At 57.4% G+C, this 21,020-nt stretch carries 14 protein-coding genes; 12 read left to right on the forward strand and 2 right to left on the reverse strand.

The features are described 5' to 3' along the window. A partial coding sequence (locus CQR48_RS09300; protein ID WP_244898918.1) for a type IV pilus twitching motility protein PilT occupies positions 1 to 2,475 on the reverse strand: 2,475 nt, incomplete at its 3' end. An 89-nt stretch (positions 2,476 to 2,564) separates the two neighbouring features. Further along, a complete protein-coding gene (locus CQR48_RS02800; protein ID WP_240932176.1) occupies positions 2,565 to 4,232 on the reverse strand; it encodes a GspE/PulE family protein in 1,668 nt (555 codons plus the stop codon). A gap of 495 nt (positions 4,233 to 4,727) precedes the next feature. On the opposite strand from CQR48_RS02800, the gene CQR48_RS02805 reads away from it, so the two are divergent. The 12 genes from CQR48_RS02805 (at position 4,728) to ftsZ (ending at position 21,019) form a co-directional block, all read left to right on the forward strand. Beyond that, complete coding sequence (locus CQR48_RS02805; RefSeq protein WP_101451947.1) at positions 4,728 to 5,198, forward strand: type II secretion system protein; 471 nt, start codon at positions 4,728 to 4,730, stop codon at positions 5,196 to 5,198. A 150-nt stretch (positions 5,199 to 5,348) separates the two neighbouring features. Then, positions 5,349 to 6,110, forward strand: coding sequence for a prepilin-type N-terminal cleavage/methylation domain-containing protein (locus CQR48_RS02810; RefSeq protein ID WP_101451948.1), 762 nt, complete (start codon positions 5,349 to 5,351; stop codon positions 6,108 to 6,110). Positions 6,111 to 6,135: 25 nt separating this feature from the next. Beyond that, positions 6,136 to 6,921, forward strand: coding sequence for a PilW family protein (locus CQR48_RS02815; RefSeq protein WP_180334522.1), 786 nt, complete (start codon positions 6,136 to 6,138; stop codon positions 6,919 to 6,921). Between the two features lie 658 nt (positions 6,922 to 7,579). Further along, positions 7,580 to 8,830: a type II secretion system F family protein gene (locus CQR48_RS02820; RefSeq protein WP_101451950.1), complete on the forward strand. Its 1,251-nt coding sequence runs from the start codon at positions 7,580 to 7,582 to the stop codon at positions 8,828 to 8,830. A gap of 63 nt (positions 8,831 to 8,893) precedes the next feature. Next, positions 8,894 to 11,422, forward strand: a complete 2,529-nt coding sequence (locus CQR48_RS02825) for a hypothetical protein (RefSeq protein WP_101451951.1) — start codon at positions 8,894 to 8,896, stop codon at positions 11,420 to 11,422. A gap of 6 nt (positions 11,423 to 11,428) precedes the next feature. After that, positions 11,429 to 12,319: a prepilin peptidase gene (locus CQR48_RS02830; RefSeq protein WP_101451952.1), complete on the forward strand. Its 891-nt coding sequence runs from the start codon at positions 11,429 to 11,431 to the stop codon at positions 12,317 to 12,319. A 33-nt stretch (positions 12,320 to 12,352) separates the two neighbouring features. After that, a complete protein-coding gene (gene pilM / locus CQR48_RS02835; RefSeq protein ID WP_101451953.1) occupies positions 12,353 to 13,396 on the forward strand; it encodes a type IV pilus assembly protein PilM in 1,044 nt (347 codons plus the stop codon). After that, positions 13,393 to 14,325 (forward strand): hypothetical protein, encoded by a 933-nt coding sequence (locus tag CQR48_RS02840; protein WP_101451954.1) that lies wholly within the window; start codon positions 13,393 to 13,395, stop codon positions 14,323 to 14,325. The genes pilM and CQR48_RS02840 overlap by 4 nt, the downstream gene beginning before the upstream one ends. 21 nt (positions 14,326 to 14,346) lie before the next feature. After that, positions 14,347 to 14,982 carry a type 4a pilus biogenesis protein PilO gene (gene pilO, locus CQR48_RS02845; protein WP_101451955.1) on the forward strand — a complete coding sequence of 212 codons (636 nt, stop codon included), beginning with the start codon at positions 14,347 to 14,349 and terminating at the stop codon, positions 14,980 to 14,982. 1,709 nt (positions 14,983 to 16,691) lie between these two features. Next, positions 16,692 to 18,212: a glycine--tRNA ligase gene (locus CQR48_RS02850; RefSeq protein ID WP_015450103.1), complete on the forward strand. Its 1,521-nt coding sequence runs from the start codon at positions 16,692 to 16,694 to the stop codon at positions 18,210 to 18,212. A 163-nt stretch (positions 18,213 to 18,375) separates the two neighbouring features. Beyond that, positions 18,376 to 19,611 carry a tRNA dihydrouridine synthase DusB gene (dusB, locus tag CQR48_RS02855; RefSeq protein ID WP_101451956.1) on the forward strand — a complete coding sequence of 412 codons (1,236 nt, stop codon included), beginning with the start codon at positions 18,376 to 18,378 and terminating at the stop codon, positions 19,609 to 19,611. Positions 19,612 to 19,729: 118 nt separating this feature from the next. Then, on the forward strand, positions 19,730 to 21,019 hold the full coding sequence (ftsZ, locus tag CQR48_RS02860; RefSeq protein ID WP_101452182.1) for a cell division protein FtsZ: 1,290 nt from the start codon (positions 19,730 to 19,732) through the stop codon (positions 21,017 to 21,019). Position 21,020 lies beyond the last annotated feature (1 nt).

The following is a 21,020-nucleotide window of genomic DNA, read 5'->3' on the forward strand; positions in this document are numbered from 1 at the left end:
CGGGTACACGTCGATCAGACGGTCCACCGTCGAGCCCGCGTCCTGCGTGTGCAGGGTCGCGAACACCAAGTGGCCGGTCTCCACGGCCGTCAACGCCGTGCTGATCGTCTCCAGATCACGCAACTCGCCCACCATGATGATGTCCGGGTCCTCACGCAACGCGTGCTTGAGCGCCTCCGCGAAACTCAACGTGTCCGTGCCGACCTCACGCTGGCTGACCACGCAGTTCTTGTGCCGGTGCACGAACTCGATCGGGTCCTCGATCGTGATGATATGGTCGTGCCGCTCCGCGTTCGCCTTGTCCACGATCGCGGCCAGCGTGGTCGACTTGCCCGAACCCGTCGGGCCGCACACCAGCACCAGGCCGCGCGGCAGGAGCGCCAGGTCCGCGATCCTCTGGTCCAGGCCCAACTGGGTGACCGTCTTGATCTCCAACGGGATCGTACGCAACGCCGCGCACACGCCGTTACGATCCTGGTACACGTTCACACGGAACCTGACCAGATCCCCGATCGCGAACGACACATCCAACTCGAGCTCCTGCTCGAACCGCTGCAACTCCTCATCCGTCGTCATCACCTGCACCGCAGCCAACGTCCGCTCCTTATCCCAGACTTGGCTTTCCGGCACTGGCATGAGTCGCCCATCGACTCGCAGCATGGGGTTGTCACCGACCACCAGATGAAGATCGGACGCGTTGAGTTCTACGAGACGGTACACTGCGTTGATGAATTCGGTGTCGGCATCAGGATGCTCGCGGAACATGGTTTGCACGACCAGCTGTGCCTTTTCACGGCGCTTCTTGAGAACCGCGTTGTCTTTTCCGCTGTCACCGCTCGGCGGCACGACGAAGGTCGGCGCCTGCAGATTGACCTGCTGGTAAGAGACATTACCCTGTACAGCCTGCTGGGCTCCCGTTTGCGCGGCTTGTGCTGATTGTGCCTGACGCATCTGCTGCGCTTGGATCGCTTGCGCTTGCATGCGCTGCTGGTAGGCCTGCATTTGTGCGGAGCTGATGGTGGTTGTCGCTGCGGCTTGCTGGTTTTGCGCTTGCGCTTGTGAAGCCTGTTGCTGTGCTTGCATCTGCTGGAGCATGGCTTGCTGGTACGCGGCGTACTGCTGCTGACGGGCTTGTGCTGCTTGCTGTTGGGCGAGGTATTGCGCTTGCAGGGCTTGCATCTGTTCGGCTGCCGGCGTTTGAGTAGGTGTTTGGGTTTGAGTTGCTGATTGCTGTTCGTTCATGGTGTGCGATTCGTTGGAAGTGGTGGTGGTTGGTGTGTTGACTTGTTGTTGTGCGGCTTGCGTTGATGGTGCGGTTGACTGAGCTTGTGCAGCATGCTCGCGCGTGCTCGTTTGCCCAGATTCGGCGGCGGGCTGATTGGCTTGTTGCCCGACTTGCGCGGCTGGCTCGGGTGCCTTGCCCGCGGCAGCCGCAGCCTTGTCGGCATCGCTGGCATCATCTGCTGCGACGCCGGTGTCAGCGGCAACGGGTTCAGACGTACCCTCAGCTGCACTGGCCGCAGTAGCCGTACCAGCCGCACCAGCTGCGTCGGTAGTACCGGTAGCAGTTGCATTATCGGCAGGATTGCCAACGTTTGCATTACTGTCCGCTTTTGCATTACCGTCCGCGTTGACATTGCCGGTTTCGCCTGCATCACTGCTGTTCTCGCCGGCTTCCGCGACTATCGCGTCCTGCCCTTCGCTGAGGATCGGAGCGCTGATGGGCGCAAGCGTACCGGTGAGTGTCGCATACGTTTTCTTGCGTTCGTCGTCGAAGTCGTCGAAGTCGTCGAAGTTTTCCAGATCACCTGGTTTCAGGCCGAGCGATGCTTCGATTTGCACGTCGTCCCGGCTATTGATTCGAGCTGATTGCTGCGCCAGTTCTGCCAGTGAACTGTCGGAGGGCAGGGTTTCCTCCGGCTTCGCTTCGTAGGATGATTCGGGGAACAGTTTGGGCTTCTGGGCGTCCTGCTTTTCGTAGTATGCTGAAGCGTTTTCGTCAAGCATGGCGAAAATCTTCTTCATACCGTCATCGAGGTTGGGATCATCTGCACGAATGGCGGTCTTGTCGGAGAAGTGACGCCCGCGCTGCACTTTGTCCGAGTAGAACGGCGTGGTGTTGGGGATGGTGACACCTTTGAGCCCGCTGAGGTAGGAGTTGCTGCGTGATGCGCCTTCCTCCAGGATTTCTTCAGCGGCGTCATCGACGGAATCCGAATCCGTGGGTTCAGATTCCGTGTTCGCTTTCGATTCGTCAGCTTCAGCCTCTGCTGATCCGCCGTGCGTATTGGCGCTATCCGTAGTATTCCCTGATTCGCTAGCCGACTCGTCTGACATTGCCGTCTGCGTCTGTTCTTGCAAGGCCAGAGCGGCGGATCCGTCCGCGCCGGTGCTGGCAGGGGAGTCGACGGCACCGCCTGTCTGACCGGTGGATCCGCCTGATCCGACCTCCTGCTGCTGTATATCGTCTGTCATACTGTGTCCTCGTGTCTCTTCTCTTCTGGTGTGCTTGTAGCCCGTGCGCACCGGACGGTGTTGTGCGAAAGCTTAGGGGTATTCGTCAATCAGACGGTGACTCGCAGGACCTCTTCGACTGAGGTGACTCCGGCAAGTGCTTTCTGCCATCCGTCTTCACGCAGGCTGGTCATGCCGGCTTCGGTCGCGGCTTTTTCGATTTCGAGGCTGGTCGCGCCTTTGGCGATCAGGCTTTCCATCTTTTCGTCCACGCCCATGACTTGCTGGATGGCGACTCGGCCCTTGTACCCGGTATTGGAGCATTCCTGGCAGCCGACAGGGCGCCACACATCGGGCAGCTCGTCGCCCTCCTGATACGGTACGCCAAGCATTTTGAGCTCGGCGACGGTGGCCTTGTCTTTCCGTGCGCAACGTTTGCACAGTCGGCGTGCCAGTCGCTGTGCCATCACGGCTGCGAGCGAGGAGCTGATGAGGAAGGGCTCGACGCCCATCTCGGTGAGTCGGGTGACCGCGCTCGGTGCGTCGTTGGTGTGCAGGGTGGAAAGCACCAAGTGGCCGGTCAGCGACGCTTCGATGGCGATGGTCGCTGTCTCTTGGTCTCGAATCTCGCCGATGAGCACGACGTCAGGGTCGGCTCGCAGGATGGAACGCAGCGCCGCCGCGAAGGTCAGGCCGGCTTTGACGTTGACTTGTACCTGATTGATGCCTTTCATACGGAATTCGACCGGGTCTTCAACGGTGATGATGTTGATTTCCGGCCGTGCCACGTCACCCAGCGTCGCGTACAGGGTGGTGGACTTACCAGATCCAGTAGGTCCGGTGACAAGCACCATACCGTATGGGCGTTGGTAGGCCTTCTGAAAGACCTTGAGGTTGCGTTCTGAGAAGTTGAGGTCTTCGACTTTGAGGTTGCCTGCCGGAGTTGACAGAATACGCATGACAACGGTTTCACCCCACACGGTCGGCAGGGTGGCGACACGAAGATCAACGCTCTTGCCGCCGTGCCGGACGGTAATACGGCCGTCTTGCGGGCGACGGCGTTCGCCGATGTCGAGGTCGGCCATAACCTTGATACGGCTGATGACGCCTTGGATCATGGCTTTTGGTGCGCGTTGGAATACGTGCAGCACGCCGTCGATACGGTACCGTACTTCGAGCCCGTCTTCCTGTGGTTCGATGTGGATATCGGAGACGTTATCGTCGATGGCCTGGTTGATCAGCAGGTTGACGAATCGGGCGACGGGGGAGGAGTCTTCTTCATCGTCGGATTCGAGGTTGATTTCTTTCTTCGCGGTCGCGGCGATTTCGTGGGAGATTTCGTTGAGCTCGTCGTTGGCGCGCAGGTAACGGTTGAGCGCGGTTTCCATTTGCGAAGGCATGGCGACCATGGGCAGCACGGTCATGCCGGTGGTCGCGGATACGCCGTCGACTGCGGACAGGTCGCGCGGGTTGGCCATGGCGAGGGCGAGGCGGCCGTTGATGATGGAGATCGGCAGCAGCTTTTCGGCGCGGCACATCTCGGCGGGCACTTTGTCAATGACGCTGCGGTCGACTTGGTATTCGTTGAGGTCGACGAACGGCAGGCTCATGCTTTGCGCGAGTTCCATGGCGAAAGCGCGTTCTGCCTTTTCGTCCGCCATGAAGTCGCCTGTCATGGATGGCGCTGTGGTCGGATCGAAGCCGCTGTTGGTAGCCGCATGCTTGGGGGCATTCGGCTTGAATACCATCGAGGTGTCATACGTTGTGGTCGGATCCATGTGGGGAGTCTGCGGTGCGCTCTGTTGCTCATCTTCCTTTGGCCTCTTGCGGAAGAATAGCCCTCTCGAGTTGGTATCCTCGCCCATAATGTAAACCCTCCGTCCTTGGTCCGTGGCGCTCGGCGCGTTTTTCCGGCTTCGGTTGTGCGCGCCCATATAACGCTAACTATACCTTGAAATGAGAACGTTTGCTTACCGTGTTGTATATCTGCCGTATTGTCACGCCAAGTCAGGCTGTCGCCGTATGTGGAATGCGGTCCAATCGTGCTAGCATGCCGTGAGCGACATGCTATGAAACGTTTAATCCATTCTCATTGCACATATTTTCATGGCTACATGATATATGTCACACAAAGTGATAAAATGTCGATATCCGACAGGCACGTATATGTCAAGTCCCATTGTTGGAACATGACTTACGCCCGGCATTCATGGTGGCAGGTGTACGCGCGCCCTCGGTGAGTAAGCGACTGTGGTGTTGCGGAGGTAGTAACCATGAGAGAGGCAATGCGTAAGGCCCGCAGTGAGCAGGGGTTCAGCTTGGTTGAGCTCTTGGTTGTTGTCATCATTATCGGCATTCTTGCTGGTGTGGCGGTTCCTATTTATCTGAATCAGCGTAAGTCGGCGTGGCGTTCATCGGTGCAGAGCGATGTGCATAACGCTCAGGTGACCATCGCTACCGCTATGACCAAGACCAAAGACAGTGAAAAAATCACAATGAAAAGCAACGATTCCTCGCAAAAGTGCGATGAATCGGAATGCACGTTCACCCAAGCTGGTGGCACCATCGGAGGCAATGCCATCACGGTGTCCAAAGGCAACACCATCAAAGTAGACATTACGTATTCCTCATCCAACGGCGGTACCTCATACACCATCAACGGTGGTAACGAGAACCTGGGTGGGTTCGAATACACCTACCAGAGCACTACCGGATCGCTGGACTGGCATCCGCATAAGCCGTGAACCTGTCGCCGCCCGCAGTCGTTGAGATTGCGGGCGACATCTGGTGGAGTGCCTGTTGTGAGCGCCGCCAAAGGTCATATTCAAAAAGCAAACGGCCACGTCAGCCAAGGCTCATATCTGGCGTAAGAGAGGAGAGACACCGTGGGTCATATGAAGGGTGGGAGGCAGTCGCTGCGTAAACGTATGCAGCGGGGCTTCACCATGGTCGAAGTCATTGTGGCAATCGGCATGCTGACGCTCGTCGGACTTGCGGCGGCACAATTCGCCATTACCGCCGTCCATTCCTCGTATGCGCATCAGCAGCGTTCCATCGCAGTCGGGCTGGCTGAATCCGGCATGGAGCAAGTGCAGGAAAGCGTGAAGGGAAAGGATGGCAATACGATTTTCTCCACGCTGACTTCGGGCATGGCAAAATCTCAGGCTCAAGAGGCGCTCAAAACGGCTTCCGATTTGAATGTCATTGAAAACGCTGCCGACACGATTGATTTGGGATGGTCTGATACTCCTAGCGCTACTGCCATTCAAGCCAAGGTCGAGACGACCGATCAGCAGGGCAAAGGCACCAAGTATACGGTGTATACGGTTGTCGGCAAGTGCTACCGCCTGTCTACGCAGGCTTCCTGCTTGTCTGCGTCAAAGCAAGGCTTGGTAACGACAGCTGGCGCAGTTGGATCGTTCAAGTATGTTGGCAAAGGCAATACCGCCGTTGAAGCCGCTTCGATCACCGATCCCACGAAGTTTCCGACCGGCCCGTTCAACACCGGCACGGCTGCAAGCCAGACATACTCGCCGATGGTTCGTGTGGTGGTGTTGGTCACTTGGCCTGACAGCCAGCATCAAGGCAAGACCTGCTGGTACAGCACGGCTACCATTTTCGACGGCAGCAACGACGACACCTTGAAGACCAAGTGAGGCGGTGAACCAGATGGATAACGGTATGAACGGCATTGAACAGTCGGGTCAGGTATCATACGCACGCCGCAATCGTCAGAGTCAAGGTGCGGTGTCCGGGGGATTTGCCGGAGCGATTTCCTCTTGGTGGCACAAACGGAGGAGTGCAGAAGGCCAGCGCGGCGTTTCTTTGACTGAACTGATGGTGGCGCTTGGCATCTTCCTGCTGTTCTCCTCGGTATTCACTGCCAGTGTGATGCAGTATCTGAGGTCCACCAGTTCGACTGCGGTGCGTGCACAATCTGCGTCCAATGTCATGATGGCCACTCAGCGAATGGAACGGTTTATCTCGTATTCCAATTCGATTGGGTACGCGACAACCGGTGGCTCGAGCGGAACCACCGATAAGAACACGGTGCTGATTTATTCGGCGCCGTCTTCGGGCAATGACTCCGGCGTGGCCAGTGCCAGTGTCGGCCAGTGCATCATGCTGTATTACAAGCCGGCGACTTGGTCGAGCGGCAATTTGCAAGATACGGGCACGTTGTACTATCAGACGGCTGATGTGGACAGTACTGGTGCGCACGGTACGTATTCGGCGAAACATGCGTTGTTGAATTCGATTACCAATGCGCCGACTGCAAGCGGACTGAGCAAAGCTGATTTGCTGACGGTCAAGTCTACGGATACCTTGCAGTTCTCGCCGGTGGTCGGCCAGTACTCAGGTAGCAAACTGGTCACCTCGAACACTCAGGTGACATTCAGCTCGAGGAACTCTTCTGCTGCTGATCCTTCAGGTGGCGCTGCGATTACGTACGAAGCATGCCGGTGATGCATATTCAATACTGAGTATGAGTCTCAACGCATCAGGATTTTCTGACAGCGTTTGCAAGGATTGTCTGAATGTCTCATTGAATTGGTGATGATGCCTCAATCGTTTAACGTGGAATGATGAGGGCAGCGCCGCATGATGGGGCGACATGTTGGAACGAACATGCCGCCCCATCACGTAAGTAATGACGGACATCACGTGTCGTCGGCATGAATGTATAGCGTGGTGATTGCGATTTGTGAAGATTTCCCGTTCCGCAGACGGTTAACGGGCGCTTGTTGTCGTCATTGTCATTGCAATCGTTTACAATAGGGGGTATTCGATCCCCCGAAGACGGGGGCGCGGAAAACCGAAGGACCTGAGTTCGAAGGAGAGATTATGAAGAGTGTTCAGAACGCGCTGAACCGTTGTAAGAATCGGCGCATTACCGGTTGAATGAATCACTCAACCCGGCAGTGCATTCCGCGCATGAGGGGGTGCACTGCTTGTCCGTGGTGTCTACGGGCGCCACGGAAACAACCGTAACCAAGCATCGTGCTCCTCTGTGGTGCTTCGGCTACTTTCATGCATAATCCGGGTGCAATCCGGCGGGTAGAGAGAGTACGGAGGAGACGCCCATCAGGGCGTGAACACGAGAAACACAACAGACAGGGTAAACATGCCACAGGGTCAAGCAAGTAAGACCGCAGTCTGGCGGTACAAGGGCGTAACGACGGATGGCACGCGCAGGCAACAGGGCACGGTCGAGGCGGCGACGCAAGATCAAGCGATAGCCCGCATCACGAAGCTCGGCATCATCCCCACAGAAGTGGTGAACACTGCGGAGGCCAAGGGTCTGAACATGGAAATCGGCCTTGGCTTTACCAAGTACCCGTCCAAGAAAGATTTCGCGGTCATGTCGCGTCAGCTGGCGACGATGGTCACCGCTGGTGTGTCGTTGACTCGTGCATTGGGCATCGTGGTCGACCAGACACCGAACCAGAAGCTTCGTGATTCGCTCCGCCATTGCCTGACGGATATCGAAGGCGGAAAGTCGTTCTCTGATTCCATGCAGGAACAGAGTGACGTGTTCCCGGCTATCATGATTTACATGGTTCGTGCTGGTGAAACGGGCGGCTTCCTTGATGGCGCATTGAACACCATCGCCTCGAGCTTCGAAGCGGATGTGCGTCTGCAGCAGCAGATCAAGTCTGCTATGGCATACCCGATTGTGGTGTTGTGCATCGCCTTGCTGCTTGTGGGCGTCATGCTCCTGACCATTGTGCCGACCTTCAAGAACATGTACGATTCCATGGGAGCTGAACTGCCTGCCGTCACTAAGGTGCTGGTGGCTATGGGCCAGGCGGCGCCTATCGCGATTCCGGTTCTGGTCATCGCAATCGTCGTGTTCGCGGTCTGGTGGCGTCGCAACCGCAAGGAAGTGTTCATCCGCCGTTGGTGGGAGCCGTTCCAGCTGAAGGCACCGGTGTTCGGCAAGTTGAACACGAACGTGGCGTTGGCGCGGTTCTGCCGCAACTTCTCGTCCATGCTGCATGCAGGCGTTCCGATTACGGATGCACTGGACATTGTCGGTTCGACATCAGGCAATTACACGATTGAGAACGCAACCCGTACTGTGAGCACGGAGATTCAGAAAGGTCGCCGTCTGGCTGATTCGATGGCGATGGAACCGGTGTTCCCGAACATGATGGTGCAAATGGTTGCCATTGGTGAGGATTCCGGTGCTGTCGACCAGATGCTTGACAATGCGGGTCGCGCGTACGACGAGGAAGCTCAGTCAATCGCCAAGCAGCTGACTTCGCTGCTCGAACCAATCATGATTCTTGTTCTCGGTATCATCGTAGGCTTCATGGTCATCGCACTGTACATGCCAATGTTCGACATGTTCAACGCGATTGACAAGATGTGATCACGGTCGCGAAAGCGCTCCTTAGGTGGAAATCACGGCATAGGAAACAGCGAAGAGGTTGTCATGAAAGAGTCAGTGTTGTGGCGTCGTCTTGATCGCGCGGTGGGTACGCGGCTGCGTGCACGCTACAAGAACAGGGAATCGGGCGTCGCTATGGTCATGGCGCTCATGTTCATACTCGTCGTATTGCTCACGTCGACATTGCTGCTCGGCATTTTGCTGTCACAAGCGTTGCCGTATCGCAACAATGCGCGCAACGCCCAGGGCAAGGTCGCCGCCGAAGCAGGTTTGCAAGCAGGTCTGAGCTTCCTGCGCACGGCTGAAAGCTACTATGAGACCGGCAACTACAGCAAACTGATGCCTGCTACGGCTGCCGATCCGAGCAAGCCGAGTCTTGATGAAACCTATGCCATGGAGACAGCCACGACCAGTGGTTCAACCACTGGAACGGTGAATGTAGTGGCACTGAACTACGTCCCTGTTGATGACACCTCGTCTGGCACCACTGCGGTGTCAACGTCATCTGCCACTCATAACCAGAAGCTGTCGTACCGTATCCAGATTGGCTATTATGCCGATGATCCTGATGCCGGCGGCAAGATGGTTATTGATGCGACCAAGCTTTCGAGCGTAAAGTATGCCGTGGTGGTGTCGTACGGCTATGTCAACCGTTACCCGGATGGCCGTACTTCCGGTACCGAGACTGACCCGGTGCGGACCGCCGCCGCGAAGTACCAGTTCGGGCAGTCTCAGGAGGCTGGCGGCGGTGGCGGCGGTGGCGACGGCTCGCCTATGCGCAATATGCCTATGGAGGACGGCAGCGCACCTTGGATTTTGGTTGAGAGTACAACGACCGATTCCAATGGAGATTTGGATACTCTTACAGCCATTGACAGTATTGACGAGAGCCATGGAAACACAAATTGGTGGAAGGGATATGAAAAATTGGTCCCTGATCCTCGTAACTCGCTTTGTTTCGTAGCCACGACTGATTCTGAGGGTAATATCGATCCAACTAAAAGCGCTGTAGTCAACTCGGCGGTACGGCTCTTCCGAAAGGCGGTGCAAACCGGGGATAAAACACTTCAGTATTCAGACTATTGCAAGAAACATGGTAAATATAGCCATTTGAACCAGTGGATATATGGTAAGGACGATAGTATTGGTCTTAAGGGTACGAATCTCTGCATGACTGGTCTTGATGTTTCGCATCGGACGTTGCATGGAGGCAAGGCCCAAGATGGAGCAATTCGGCTTACAACTTGCGGTAATTCCTATTCGCCCGCAGTATCCGATGGCAAGGTGGATCCTGGCACGGGAGCCACTTGGCAACCAGGTGGGCAAGGCTATGATACTGAGGCAGAACTTAATGATCCTAATAGTTTGTTGAATAAATATCAAAAATGGGGATTCTTCCTTGGGTTTGTGAACGCCGGGTATGTGAATTTTGGCAAAAAGGGCACAGCTGATGAAAACACCCTCTATTACTCGAGGGGTGACATGCATAGCAACGGCGGTGAATATGACCATACCATGTTCCAAACCATGTATGCCCAGCGTATTGCGAATGCAAATAGTAGCGCAAGTGCAAAATGGGGACAATGTGATGCGAATGTGAGCAGTAAGCAATACGGGTCTGATGCAACAGGCGGGGATTCGTGTTTCCTGATTTCCACACAATGGACTGATCAGTTCGCAGATAATGGGCATACCAGTGCTGCCAATATCAAAACATATGCTGAAAGTCTGGGTGCAGGTGGCGAAGCCGGTTGGAACACAAACCAGATTGTCTCTGATTCAGGTGCATGCATGTTTGCCGGCAATAACGGTGGTGATACGGCTGTTACGAAACAGTGCTTTGTCAATGCTGCCCCAAGCTATTCGTACTGCTATTCTACGTTGATGTATGGGCAAGATATGAGCACAGGTGCTTCTTGGCAGTATCCCTGCCCAGTCACGAGTAACGGTGTGCAATCGAAAATCGATAACATCATCTACGATAGAGGAACTAATGGAATCAACGGGAAGAAACTTACCACGCTTCGCATGACATGGGGACAGTCGGGAGATCGAAATTACGGTGCAGCAACAGCTACTATCAGTTATCGTTGCTTCTACGCTGCTGGTAATACAGCTGGTAGCTTGCTGCAAAAAAAGAATGGAGATTGTCCGACTGCGAGTGCCAGTAACAACAGTTCGTTCTATCGGTTTGAGTATGTGGGGCCGAATTCAGTGTACAATTACAAATTCGTTCTCGCATCAAGCTACGATGGCAAGGACAATGATACGACAAATTCGCTGTGCCTGACAGAGATGACGAACGGCTTGACTGGTGCTGATTATGCCAGCAATGCGAATTTTTATTTCTATAATGCTCAGTTGTATTCGCCGAAAGTCGTATTGCAGAAATGTACCAATCACACTACCAATGTGCTTGGTGAAGTCTCGTATCCACAACAGTGGAATGGTGTGAGGCCAGACGGTGGTGGCGGTACAGGCGGTAGTGGTGCAGCCACATACAAGAAATTGATTAAATCCTCCATCAGCTACGCATCAAGCAAGTACGTGGACGCTGCGAACTGGAAGTGGTGATAGGCTGTGTTGACTTCCTCCATCCTTGCCGCTAGTGATGTTCTGGTCGGCTATGGTGTCCCGCATCTGGATACGAGCGCGTACGGCGACGGTATCACAACCGTGGTGCTTGCCGCCGTCGCGTTCGTCATCGGGTGCTTTATCGGTTCGTTCCTCAACGTGGTCATCTGGCGTGTGCCGAACGGCATCAGTTTGGTCAACCCGAAACGGAGTTTCTGCCCAAACTGCAAGTCCCCAATACGCTGGCATGACAACATTCCCGTCATCTCGTACCTGGTGTTGCGAGGCAAATGCCGCGACTGTCATCAGCCGATCTCCGGACGGTACCCGCTCGTCGAACTCCTCGGCGGGCTTATGACCATGCTTGCAGTGATTGGTCCGGCATTGCACCTGTACCCAGTATGGCTGCTGCCGGTCACCATATACTTCGCATGGCTGAGCATCGTCATCGCCTTCATAGATATCGACGAACAACTGATCCTCGATATCATGACCTACCCGTCCATGCTGCTGATCCTTGCCCTGCTTGCACTCGCGTCGTGGGGGACCGGCTCATGGACGCCGCTCCTGCGTGCCGTCATCTGCGGGGTAGCTCTTGCAACATTCTATGTGCTGCTCGGCTTCATCTGGCCGAACGGCATGGGACTTGGCGATGCCAAACTCGCCGTCATCATCGGGCTCATCCTCGGATGGCTCGGCTTACGGCAGCTCATCGTCGGAGCGTTCGCTGCGTTCATAGTCGGAGGGGTCTGTGCCCTCATCCAAGTGGCGCTCAAACGCATCAAGATGAAAGGCGGAGTTCCATTCGGGCCATACATGCTCATCGGAGCATGGCTCGGCATCTACTTCGGAGCACCCATCGCCAACTGGTACCTAACGATTTGCGGGCTTAACTAGTCCACAGAAAAGAGAAAGGAAAAGGAGGAAGCTATGAAGCCAATCACGACACTGTCGCTGTCGAACGACGCGATTCGCGCGGCCGTCATTGCCAATCCCTACACGGAACGGCCGCAGATACTGCAATACCGCACAATCGGGCTGCCAACCGGCGCGGTCGTCGACGGTGAAGTCGTCGACCCCCAGACCGTCACCGGCCTGCTCAGGGGACTGATCAAAACCGCCAAATTCCCCAAAGACCTCGCGCTCGTGTACACCAGCCGACGCGTCGTCTACAGGGAAATGACCTTCCCGGAAATGCCGCTCGCCGAACTACGCGACACGCTTCCTTTCCAGGTGAAGAACTACATCGCGTTGCCCGTGGACGACTCCATCATCGACTTCGTGCCGCTCACCCGTGAAGAACAGGCGCAAGGCGCAGTACTCCACGGCATGGTTGTAGCAACCCTGCGAACCGGCGTAGAGAAGACCACGACAGCCATTCAGAACGCCGGTTTTGCAGTACGATCCGTAGACGTCAGCGCGTTCTCACTGGCGCGAGTCTTCCGCGATCAGTCACGAGAGAAAGCCATCGCCGTCGTCAACGTCGGTTCCAACAGCACCGACGTGATCGTGCTCTCGCAAGGCCACCCGGTCGCACTGCGAGCCGTACCGTCAGGCGCAGACGACATCACCCAAGCGGTCGCCAAAGCGCTGGACATCCCGTTCGAAGGCGCGCTCGAAATCAAGAACCGCATCGGCCTGCAGAACGTCGTCGGTGATGAGCGACTTGAAAAAGCCGAGGAAATCATCCGCGACACCACGGCGCAGCTGATTGTCGGTATCCGAAACACACTCAACGTGTACAACACCGACCACCCCGCGCAAGTCGCGGACGATATCGTCCTCGTCGGCGCAGGATCCATGCTTGCGGGCTTCCCGCCCGTGCTCGCCAGCTCCACGAACAAAACCGTCACCATCGGCGACCCGTTTGTTCACTTCATTGTTGGAGAGGACGCCAAGCGGCAGAACATTAACGTCCACGGACCCGAATATGCGGCGGTCCTCGGGCTCGCACTAGGAAAGAGGCCACGATGAGCGCATTCAACAAAGGCAGCCACAGCGGCAAAGGCGACAAGTCAGCGTCTCGCCGCCAAGGCAAGAACACCGATCACAAAGACGAAAACAAGGCAAAGGGAAGCATCCTCAACGCAGACCTCTCCAGCCTCGGCAAGTCCAAGAAGACCGGCAAACTCACCCCACCTGACCAGTGGAGCCTAAGCGTTGACCTCCTGCCGAAGTCCGTCGCCGCAATCAACAAAGACCGTGCAATCGCCAAAATCATGGGTTTCGTCACCGTTGGTGTGCTCCTGCTGTGCATCATCGCCGGACTCGTCGCCAACATGTTCGTCGTTGCCGCGCGTGGCGAAACTGATGACGCAAGACTTCAGCAAACATCACTGACCGCACGAAAAGCCCAATTCAAGGACATTCAGGATGTCCTTGTCACCTCCTACGACATCAACGTCGCGCGAGTGGCGGCACTGTACGGTGAAGTCAACTGGCTGACCGTCAGCGATCAGCTCAACGCGTCGCTGCCGGAAGGCGCGAAGTACACGAGCCTCCAGCTGAGCGAATACCAGCTCGGTGGTGGCTCCACAAGCGCCGCTTCGGACTCCAACGTGTGGGGTGGCAACGGTGTGATTCAAGTCAGCTTCACCGTCTCCTCGCCGAACTTCATCTCCGCACAGCAGTTCATCAACAACTTCTCCGGAGTAAACGGCTTCGTCGCCGGAGACCTGAGCTCCGTCTCAGGCGGCCAGGACAGCGGATACACGTACACCGGAACGCTGGCGCTGAAGCTCGACGGCAACACCACCGAGCGAAGCGACAACTCCGGCGGTACGTCCAAGACCCTGCGTGCCATGGTCACCACGCTGCGAGACCAACTCTCCGCAGCCGCAGAAGGCACCGGAACAGCGGACAGTTCGAGCACAAGCTCTGGCTCGTCCAGCTCAAGCAACTAAGGCACCACCAAGGAGATAACGATGAATTTCAACAAGCACAAGGCGATATGGATCGGCCTGATCGTCCTCATCGTAATCATGCTCGGTGTCACTTGGTCGTCCGTGATCATGCCGGCTACGGATAAAGTCCATCAGGCACAAGCTGAAACCGCGCAAATTGACAAGCAGAACGATGCCCTGCAGAAGGATATCGACCTGCTCAACACGGCAAGCGCTACGCCGCAGATATATAAGAACCGTCTGGCGCAGCTGCAGCGAGAAATCCCGACCAGCTATAACCAGTCTGAGTTCATCGCATCATTGGATGGTGCTGCGTCGGCATCAGCCACCACCATCCAGAGCGTGAGCTTCGGTACCCCTGCATCAGTGACGCTTCCGGGAGATACGGCCTCGCAGATCAGTGCCAAGACGATTGTCGGCGTACCGGTGACCATCACCGCACAGGGCGGCTACGATGCGCTGCGCAACTTCGTCGATCAGGTTCAGCGAATCAGCCGTATCGCGGTGCCGACAAGCGTGAGCTACTCCGTCGCCGATGATGACGCGCAAAGCACCGTGACCATCAACAGCTCGGTTCTCGCCATCCTCGACTCGGGTTCAAACAGCAGCGCATCCTCCGACGCCATCCAGAACGCGGCTTCGTCTATCTCCAAGTGACGGAGCGGGCGTAGCGCGCTACACGCTGGTGTGGTGTTGCCGTGCTAGTGCGTGCTGCGGGTGTGATGTTGCTCGCGGCACGCACCGGACTGCGAGCTGCGGACGTGGCACCACGAGCTGCGCATTGCGGATGTGGTGCTGTGCACGTGAGCATCTGCGACGCGCCGGGTTTGGGTGTGATGCTGCGAGTGTGACACTTCGAGCGTGAGCATCCACGACGCGCCGGGTCTGGGTGCGACGTTGCGGGTGTGGTGCTGTGAGTGTAGTGCCACAGATGCAGGTGATCAACCAAGACCGCTGGATAACATGGCTGTCTGGTTGATTTGAACGGTTGATCTGCTCAGTGAACAATGCGGGCGGGAACCTATTGAGTGGGTTCCCGCCCGCCTCGCTGTATTTCTGGTGGTGACTGAAATCCCGCCCCCAATGGCTTGCGGCAACGCGCTGACTGCACGCGATGCCGCACTTGTGAGCGGATCATCACACGGTGGCGGTCCTATCCGTCCTGATGGTTGTTTCTTGCAGTTCCGGTTGCCAGTGTGCGAGCCAATCCTCACACAGTGCCGGTTCTGACGACTCGATTAGGCGTTTCCATGTTGGCACGGGGCGAGTGTGTGAGCCAATCCTCACATGGTGGCGGTGTCGTAAGCTGTGATGGTCGTTTTCTAGTCGGTTAGAGGTCGGTGTGTGAGTCAATCCTCACACAGTCACCCATAGGTGATGCCGACACCGCAATCCCAACCACCCGAACCGCCACCGTGCGAGCCAATCCTCACACAATGACCACCGAGCACTTCCAAATCAGCCAATCCCATCAACCCAGCCGGCACTGTGTGAGCCAATCCTCACACAACCACGGCAGAGTCGCGCCGAACCGGCAAAACCCACCCTCCAGACCGTCACCGTGTGAGCAAATCCTCACACGATGACGGTCCCGTCGATGATTCTGGTCGTCGATGTGCCGGTGAGGGGTGAGTGTGTGAGCGGATTCTCACACGCTGGCGGCCTTGTCAGACCTCATGGTCGTCAGCGTGCTGGTGAGGGTAGGCGTGTGGTGCCTGAGCCATTGTTCCGGTCTCCTCACAAATCTCGTATGCCGTGACAAACGCTGTTAATCAAATCTCGCCGGAACGTAGCCGCGCCCGGCAGTATTCCGTGGTTTGCGCATGCCCGGACATATACAAACCGGCATTACGGTCTCCGGGTGGATCGGAACGTCTGGTGTCTGTCGTGTGCCGTATGTCAAGGCATGCGCAACCCGGCATTACGGCCTCCGGATTGTGCGGTCTGTTTCCTCTCAGGCGAGCTGCGTATGCCAGGGCATGCGTGTGCCGGCATTACGATTTCGGGTAGGGCAGGGTGTCTTCCGGCTTGTGTATGACGCGTGTCGGTGCATACGCAAACCGGCATTACTACTCCCGGGTAGATTGGAACGTCTGGTGTCTGTCGTGTGCCGTATGCCAAGACATGCGCAACCCGGCATTACGGCCTCCGGATTGTGCGGTCTGTTTCCTCTCTGGTGAGTTGCGTATGTCGGGGCATGCGCGTGCCGGCATTCTGTTTCCTGAGTAGGGCGGGACGTTCCCTGCCCGATGGGCGGTATGTGAGCCAATCCTCACACGGCACCCGGCACCGGCTTCGTGTCAGAACGTATCGGTAAGCTTGGGTTCCGTCATACGTCCCAAAACCGTCAAACCAGAAGGTGCATTGTGGCTAGTTCTAAACTCGATGAAGTCGTCTCCCTCGCCAAGCGTCGCGGGTTCGTGTTCCCCGCGGGCGAGATTTACGGCGGCACCCGTTCCGCATGGGATTACGGCCCCCTTGGCGTCGCGCTGAAAGATAATATCAAGCGCGAATGGTGGCGCTCCATGGTCGTCACCCGTGGCGATGTCGTCGGCGTGGATACCTCGATCATCCTGCCGCCGGAGGTGTGGGTCGCTTCCGGCCACGTGTCCGTGTTCAATGATCCGCTTATCGAGTGCCTCAATTGCCATAAGCGCCAGCGTGCCGACAAGCTGCAGGAATCCTATGCAGAAAAGCATGGCGACAAGATGCCGGAGAACGGCCTTGCCGATATCGTCTGCCCGGATTGCGGCGTGCGCGGCAAGTGGACTGAACCGCGTGATTTCAACATGATGCTGCGCACTCATCTCGGCCCAGTCGAGGACGAGAATTCGCTGCACTATCTGCGCCCGGAAACCGCGCAGGGTATTTTCGTGGACTTCAAGAACGTCATGATGGCGAGCCGTTCCAAGCCTCCGTTCGGCATTGCGAATATGGGCAAGTCGTTCCGCAACGAGATTACGCCCGGCAACTTCATCTTCCGCACCCGTGAGTTCGAGCAGATGGAGATGGAGTTCTTCGTCGAGCCCGGCACTGATGAGGATTGGCATCAGTACTGGATTGATACCCGCACCCGCTGGTACCTTGATTTGGGCATCAACCCGGCGAACCTGCGCCATTACGAGCATCCGAAGGAGAAGCTCGCGCACTATTCGAAGCGCACGGTCGATATTGAATACAAGTTCGGCTTCCAGGGTTCCGATTGGGGCGAGCTGGAAGGCATCGCGAACCGTACGGACTTCGATCTGTCCGCCCATGCGAAGCATTCCGGCGAGGACCTGAGCTACTTCAACCAGGCCACCGGTGAGAAGTACGTGCCGTACGTGATTGAACCGGCCGCCGGCCTGACCCGTTCCCTGATGGCCTTCCTCGTGGACGCGTACGACGTGGACGAGGCTCCGAACACCAAGGGTGGCGTGGACAAGCGCACGGTGCTACGTCTTGACCCGCGTCTGGCCCCGGTCAAGGCCGCGGTGCTGCCGCTGAGCAAGAAGCCGCAGTTGCAGACCATTGCTCACAACCTCGCCGCCGACCTGCGTCAGCACGAGTGGATGATTGACTACGACGAGGCGGGCGCCATCGGCCGTCGTTACCGTCGTGAGGACGAAATCGGCACCCCGCTGTGCGTCACCGTCGATTTTGACACGCTTGACGACAACGCGGTCACGATTCGTGAGCGCGACACCATGCAGCAGGAGCGTGTCAGCCTTGACAAGGTCGCCGATTATGTGGCCGACCGCGTCAGCGAGAAGCGCGTGCGCTATCCAGAAGGCCCGGCCAGTGTGACTGGCGTGAAGGCTGCTGACGGCGGCGTGGACGTTTCTAAGGAAAGCGGCATCGACGAGACCCAACCGGTGAAGATCGCCGAAGCTGGCGGCCTGTACTGATATCGCTAACGCGCGCGTCATCTTTCTACAAACTGGTTACGCTGGGAAGCCTCTCAGCGTAACCAGTTTGTGAGTGTGTGCGGTGGAGGAGTACACCCGCACAATCGGTTGGCGGGTGCGCCGGGATGGGAAGTAAGCGCTTACGGGAAAGGAATCCAAGGGTATGAGTAAGCACGACGAGGACATTATCGACGAGCGTGGCGATTCCAGACTCGGCGAAGATCCCCGTTCCACGGCGACCGCCGGTCCGGTGCAGATTCATCCCGTGGATCTGGGGCACATCCATGTGCCGACGCCGGTCATGCTGTCCCCGATGGCAGGCGTGACCAATTGGCCGTTCCGCGTGATCTGCGAAGAATACGGGCCAGACGGCTTGTATGTCGCCGAAATGATTACCGCCCGCGCACTCGTGGCCCGCAATCCCAAGGCTTTGCGCCTGTGCCGTTTCGCACCGAGCGAGAAAATCCGCTCCCTGCAATTGTATGGGGTCGATCCATCCATCGTCGAACAGGCGGCGCGCATCGTCGTCGACAACAATATGGCCGACCATGTCGACCTCAACTTCGGATGTCCGGTGCCCAAGGTCACCCGGCGCGGTGGCGGTTCTGCGCTTCCATGGAAAACCGACCTGTTCACTGAGGTCATCCACCGCGTGGTGTCCGTGTGCGGGCCGGCGGGCATTCCCGTGACCGCGAAAATCCGCGTGGGTATCGACCACGAGCACGAGACCTTCCTCGAAGCTGGGCATATCGCCCAGGAGGAGGGTTGTGCCGCCGTGACCCTCCACGCCCGTACCACCGCCGAATATTATGGCGGCCATTCCGACTGGAGCCGTATCGGCGAATTGGTGGAGCGTCTGGACATTCCCGTGTTTGGCAACGGGGACATCTGGGGCGCGGATGACGCATTGGCGATGGTGCGTGAAACGGGTTGCGCCGGTGTAGCGATCGGGCGGGGATGCCAGGGCAGGCCGTGGCTGTTCGCCGATATCAAACACGCCTTCGAAGGCAGCGATGAGAGAACGAACCCGAATCTGGGCCAAGTATGCGCGGTGATTCTTCGTCACGCCGGGTTGCTCACCGAGTTCTACGACGGTGACGAACGCATGGCGGTGCATGATCTGCGGAAGCATATCGCTTGGTATCTCAAAGGATTCCCGGTCGGAGGCACGACGCGTAAAGCCTTCATGGAATGTGAAAATATTGCGGATGTCAAGCGTGTCATGGATACGCTCGATCCACAAGCCCCGTACCCGCAGCGAATCATCGACAAACCGCGCGGGCGTGTGCGATACGCGAAAAAGGTACACCTGCCGTATGGATGGCTTGAGTCCAGGACCACTACACACGAACAACGAGAAACGCTGTTCGGCGACGATCCGATGGACGTAAGCTATTGACAGAACCCTTGGCTGCTCCGCGACACGTGAAAAAATCGCGGTACATACCAAGAAATAACGTATGTGTTACTGGTTTTGCGCTACAGTTGAGCATAACCGTAAGTGACAGGAGACAATGGTGAGCGAGATTGCCCAGACAGACAATTTCAACGACAAGACCAACATCAAGGTCGTGGGGGTCGGCGGAGCCGGTGGCAATGCTGTCAACCGCATGATCGTCGAAGGTCTGCAAAACGTTGAATTCGTGGCCATCAACACTGATGCGAAAGATCTGATGCGCTCGGACGCCGACATCAAGATCGCGCTCAACGATGCCACCAGCCGTGGGCTTGGCGCTGGTGCGGACCCGGAGAAGGGTGCAAAGGCCGCACAGGACCATCAATCTGATATCGAGGAGGCCTTGAAAGGCTCTGATATGGTCTTCGTGACCTGTGGCGAGGGCGGCGGCACCGGTACCGGCGCCAGCCCGATTGTCGCGCGCGCCGCAAAACAGCAGGGCGCACTGACCATCGCCGTAGTCACCAAGCCGTTCAGCTTCGAAGGGCCGCGTCGTGAAGCCTCTGCCGAACTGGGCATCGAGAACCTGCGCAAGGAAGTCGACGCGATTATCGTCATTCCGAACGACCGTCTGCTCGAGCTGTCTGACAAGTCCATCGGCATTGTCGACGCGTTCCGAACCGCAGATACCGCGTTGCTCGCCGGCGTGCAGGGCATCACCGATCTGATGACCAACAACCCGTACATTCATGTGGACTTCTCCGATGTCACCACCATCCTTCGCGGTGCCGGAACCGCGCTGTTTGGCATCGGCTCCGCGCGGGGCGAGGACCGGGCCACCCAGGCCGCGGAAATCGCCATCAGCTCGCCGCTGCTTGAAGAAAGCATCGAGGGCGCTCAAGGCGCGCTGGTCAACATCGCCGGCCCGACCGACCTCAAGCTGCTCGAAGCATCCAACGCCGTCGAACTGGTCAAGAAGGCCATCCACCCCGAAGCCCAGATTATCTGGGGTCTTTCCCTCGACGACGCCTATGGCGATGAGGTGCGTGTCACCGTCATTGCGGCAGGATTTGACAAAGCGGGCAAGGAAGCCGCGGACGCTGGTGCCTCGGCAGCAGCCCAGCCGCTTGCCGCAAACGCGCAGCCGGCAGCAACCCCCGCAGCCCAGCCGCAGCAAGCGCAGCCGGCCAGCGGGAACCTCATCGACGCCGGTGCCCAGAACCCAGCGTCGCCGGCGCCTGAACGCCCGGCCGCTGCTCCCTACGTCGCCCCGCAGCAGAATCCCGCTGCTGGCAACTACGGGTACGGCAACTACGGCCAGTACGGCGATGACGGAGATGCGACCACCGAACACCGCGTTGTCCCGTCGAACGATCCAGGCGATTTGGACATTCCGGATTTCCTGCGGTGAA

This window comes from Bifidobacterium thermophilum, from assembly GCF_002846655.1.
Taxonomy (GTDB): Bacteria; Actinomycetota; Actinomycetes; order Actinomycetales; family Bifidobacteriaceae; genus Bifidobacterium; species Bifidobacterium thermophilum.

Excerpts from the sequence above, each read along its gene's own strand:
- CQR48_RS02800 (WP_240932176.1), bottom strand. The coding sequence starts at position 4,232 with ATGGATCCGACCACAACGTATGACACCTCGATGGTATTCAAGCCGAAT.
- CQR48_RS02805 (WP_101451947.1), top strand. The coding sequence starts at position 4,728 with ATGAGAGAGGCAATGCGTAAGGCCCGCAGTGAGCAGGGGTTCAGCTTG.
- CQR48_RS02810 (WP_101451948.1), top strand. The coding sequence starts at position 5,349 with ATGAAGGGTGGGAGGCAGTCGCTGCGTAAACGTATGCAGCGGGGCTTC.
- CQR48_RS02815 (WP_180334522.1), top strand. The coding sequence starts at position 6,136 with ATGAACGGCATTGAACAGTCGGGTCAGGTATCATACGCACGCCGCAAT.
- CQR48_RS02820 (WP_101451950.1), top strand. The coding sequence starts at position 7,580 with ATGCCACAGGGTCAAGCAAGTAAGACCGCAGTCTGGCGGTACAAGGGC.
- CQR48_RS02825 (WP_101451951.1), top strand. The coding sequence starts at position 8,894 with ATGAAAGAGTCAGTGTTGTGGCGTCGTCTTGATCGCGCGGTGGGTACG.
- pilM (WP_101451953.1), top strand. The coding sequence starts at position 12,353 with ATGAAGCCAATCACGACACTGTCGCTGTCGAACGACGCGATTCGCGCG.
- CQR48_RS02840 (WP_101451954.1), top strand. The coding sequence starts at position 13,393 with ATGAGCGCATTCAACAAAGGCAGCCACAGCGGCAAAGGCGACAAGTCA.
- pilO (WP_101451955.1), top strand. The coding sequence starts at position 14,347 with ATGAATTTCAACAAGCACAAGGCGATATGGATCGGCCTGATCGTCCTC.
- dusB (WP_101451956.1), top strand. The coding sequence starts at position 18,376 with ATGAGTAAGCACGACGAGGACATTATCGACGAGCGTGGCGATTCCAGA.